The organism is Streptomyces sp. LBL (assembly GCF_029893585.1).
GTDB lineage: Bacteria > Actinomycetota > Actinomycetes > Streptomycetales > Streptomycetaceae > Streptomyces.
Genome location: NZ_JARXYX010000077.1, coordinates 1 through 4,005, shown reverse-complemented (window position 1 = coordinate 4,005; position 4,005 = coordinate 1). Strand labels below are relative to the sequence as shown.

Below are 4,005 nucleotides of genomic sequence, written 5' to 3'. Positions count from 1 at the left end.
TCTGGTGGCCACCCGGCTCGGGTGGCTGTTTCGCGAGCAGGAGACCAGTGACGTCGGGATCGACGCGCACCTTGAGGTCGTCATCGGAGCCAGCCTCACCGCCAAGACGACGGGTAGACCGACCGGACGCCTGCTGGCGGTGCAGATCAAGTCCGGGGAGAGCCAGTTCACCGCTGCCGCCGAAGGAGGCTGGTGGTATCCCTGCGACGCCGCGCACGTGGCCTACTGGAGTAACCACTGCCTGCCGGTCACCCTGCTGCTGTTCGACCCGAGGACCGAGCGTGTCCACTGGCAGCACGTCACCCCCGGCACACTGGTGTCAACGGGCAAGCACTACAAGGTGTTCGTCCCCGTCGGTCAGCAGATCGACGAGGCCAATGCCGAGGTGCTGGGGCGTCCCGCCCGCCTCCAGGAAGACGTTGACCCCTTCCAGGACGCAGTGGACCGTCTACCGGGCGACACCCGTATCCAACTGCTGCGTGAACACCAAGCCCAGGCCGCTCATGCTTTTCCCCTGGCGGTCTTTCTCGCCGATGCTGATGACCCCGCTCAAGCCGTCAGGCAGCTTCTGACCGCTCTGCCCGTCTGGCTCACCGAGATGGAGGCTGAGCGCGAAGAAGGAGCCTGGCGGGCTGTTGCCGCCTACGCGAGCTCCCATGAAGTCGGTATGCCCGCTGTCGAAGCCCTGGAGCGTGCCGCTGCCGCAGCCCGAGCCGACCGCGGACGCCTGCTCGCCCTCGCCGCCTTCGCGGCTGTCGCGCACGCCCCCGAGCACGCGCTCCGGCTGGCGGAGGCCGCTCATAAGGAAGGCACCGCCGTGCTGGTCGCAGCCGTCCGCGCCCTCCTCGACGCCGGCGGCCGACACCCCGCACGCCTGCCGGATTCTGTGGAACGCGCACTCGCGGCCGGGGACCCGGCCGCGATCAAAGACGTCAACATCCTGCGCTTCACGGCTTACTGCCACTTCGCAGCCGATCGCCACGAGGAAGGCGAAGACATTCTCGAAAGGGCGCTGCGCCTTGATCCCAATGAACCCGCCGTGCAACTCGATCTCGCACAGTGCCTGTTGCGCCGCAGCGCAGTCGGCGCGCCCCACCAGGCGTTCTTCGACACCGGCCGAGCCCAGCGTCTGGCTCAGGCCGCACGTGCTGAGTACCGGCGCTGGCGGGGCCCCAGCGACCGTGCCGCAGCCGTCCTCCTCGAAGCCCGGGTGATGTCCGGTGACATCACCACAGCCATCCACACCGCGATCGCCGAGCCAGAGGGAGACGCCTACGGACCAGAGATTGCCTCCCAGCCCCTGTTGGTCGAAGCGGTACGGCTGGCTTACAAATCGGGCCGTGCGGATCTCGCGGAGACGCTCGCAGCCAACCTCACCGGACACGGCGAGAAGCTCCAACTGGCGGCGTATGCGCGCGAAGCAGATCCCGCTGCCGGCCGTGCCGAGCGCATCGTCGCCTGGCAGGCCGCGGCAGCCGGCGCAGCCACCGACGAGCAGCGGGCGGAGGCTGCGTTCGCCCTGACCGGCCACGGCCTCTGGCCGGTGCCCCACCTCGATGAACTCCGTGAACAACGGGCCCTGCCCGAAGCCGTCTACCAGACCCGCCGGGCCGTGGCCGATGCCGTCAACGGCGACGCCGATGCTGCCATCCGGCGGCTGCGTGAATGGGAAAACCACAGCGTGGTCGCCGCGATGACACTCGTCGAACAGTACGAACATCAAGGGCAGTTGGTGTTCGCCGCGGAGGCCGCTGAACGCGCCGGACGGCGCTTCGGCGACACCTACCTCAGGGCGCTTGCCATCGACCGGTGGGACCGCTCCGGCGACCGGGAGCAGGCCCGCATGAAAGCCCTGACCCTGCTGGGACGTCCGTTCCTGTCAGTCGAGATGCGCAGCCAGTTGCGCCGCACGGTCATCCAGTGGGCCCAGGACCGCGCGGACTGGGACGACATGGAAGAACACGCCCTGGTCGGGCTGGCCGAGGAAACCGGCATCGAGCACGTCACCGCGCTGGAAGGAGCAGCCGGAACAGTCCCTCCACAGACACTGCCCCTTGTTTGGGCGGCGATCCACGCACAGCTCAACGCCCGCAAACTCGATACTGCGCGCGACACGCTCGCCCGCTTCGCCCCGCAAATCCGCAACACACACGACGCACGGGCATGGCTCGCCCTGACCGGATGGTCGGGATGGACCCCCGCACTCGCGGAGACCGCGATCGGCCTCGCCGAGCGCTACCGCCGAGAGGACCCCGAACTGACCGGAGCCCTCCTGAACGGAGTACTCCTTGCCACCGGAGAACCAGCCACGGACTCCACCTCCGCCACCTCCACGAAGACGGCCGACCCAGCCCCGCAGAAGGCAGCACCCACGGCGCTCGAGCTGCCGGATCCGCTCAGCCGAAGACTGCAAGACCTCTTGGCCGATGCGCCAGCAACCCGCTCGCTCACCACCATCCAGGGCTCTCGAAATCTCCTGCAGCATGTCGAACGAACCCTGGGTCCCCGCGAACCACTGCTCCAAGCCGCCGCCGACGCCGTACGCGTCGGCGCCCTCACGACCGGAATGCTTGCCTGGGCCGCAGGACGCCCGGTTGCCCTCGCGGTGATTCATCGGGCGGCTGGGCTCATCCCCGCCTGCACGCTCAACTCGCAACACGTCGCTGCCGAGGTCCGGGCCGCGAACGACGCGCTGAACCGCACCGCCGTGCTCGACCCCAGTACCTTGGCCCTCACCACACTCCTCCCCGGCCGGTTCGACCAGCTCAGAGCCGTCTTCGCGGCCGCCCCCGTCACCCGAGCCGTGTTCGACGACATCATCAAAACCCGCTACGCCCTGGACGAGCTGATGCGATCCTCCGGACAACTCGGCGTGTACAACGGACGCTTCACCATCACCAAGTACTCCGACCAGGACAGGAAGGAACACAGCCGTCAAGCGGCAGCGTTCTCCCGGATCATCCCCGTCCTGCAGCCTGTTGACGTCCCCGACCTCACCGGGATCCGGCGCTTGCTCGACCTGCACGATGTTCCTGACCAGGAAACCGTCGCCTGGCTGTCTGCCGCCCAGCACGCCCTGGACACCGGGAGCGCCCTGTGGTGCGACGACGCGGCCCTGCGTGAACTGCTCATCAAGGCAGGCATCCCCACCTTCGGCACGGTCGCGCTCCTGCGTCTCCTCACCGACCACAGCGACTATCCCGAGTTCACCCACGAGCGCTACCGCCACGACCTCCGCACGCTGCTCAAGTCCTATGTCGTGGATCTGCCCGTCACTCTGGGAGAGATCACCGAGCTCGCTCAAACGCAGGACTGGACACCGGCCGCCGCAGCCGTCACATTCAGCAGGCCCCACTTCTGGATGAATGAACCGCTCAGGCCACGGTGGGCCCACATCGCCGAGAAGGTATGGGAGAACGCCCCCGACCAGCTCGCAGGCTGGCTCCACCAGGCGATCGCAGGCGCAACGGCGCTGCTGGCGCCACAGGAGATACTCCCGGCCGTCGTACAACTGACCGCCGAAACCTTGCTCGCGACCGGAGTCGGCCTGGAGCCAGTGCAAGCTCTGCAGCCTGCCGCGCTCAACGCACTCAAGGCGAGCAGCCGAGCAGTAGCCCGCCAGCGCACTCTGAGTAGACAACCCACCCCGGAACTGCAGCCACCCACGGCCGACGAGTTCCTGGCCCTGCTTCGCCCGGCAGTGACACGACTGTTGACCGAGCACTACCGGTTCACACCGACGATGGCAACGGCCATCGTCGAGGTGGCCATGCTGCAGAACCCGCCACTGTGATCCGCTGCCGCACAGATGGTGGGCGGCCCGCTTCACCACACGGTTGTACACAATACGCAGCAGCGCATCGATATCACACTCGCGTCATTTCCACGATGGGACCACCTTCGAACCGCAGGCTGAAGACGCGCCTCTACCAGCGACTCGCCGCCGCCCTGGACTCCTCCGAGGACGAACGCATCGCCCCCCGGCGCCTCCTGCACGTGTCTACT

The 4,005-nt window shown here is 67.8% G+C and carries 1 protein-coding gene; it reads left to right on the top strand.

Annotated features, from left to right (window positions below; genetic code table 11):
* Positions 1-3,793 (top strand): DUF4365 domain-containing protein (locus tag M2271_RS42255; protein WP_280892789.1); only part of this gene is annotated, 3,793 nt, incomplete at its 5' end.
* Positions 3,794-4,005: the final 212 nt, after the last annotated feature.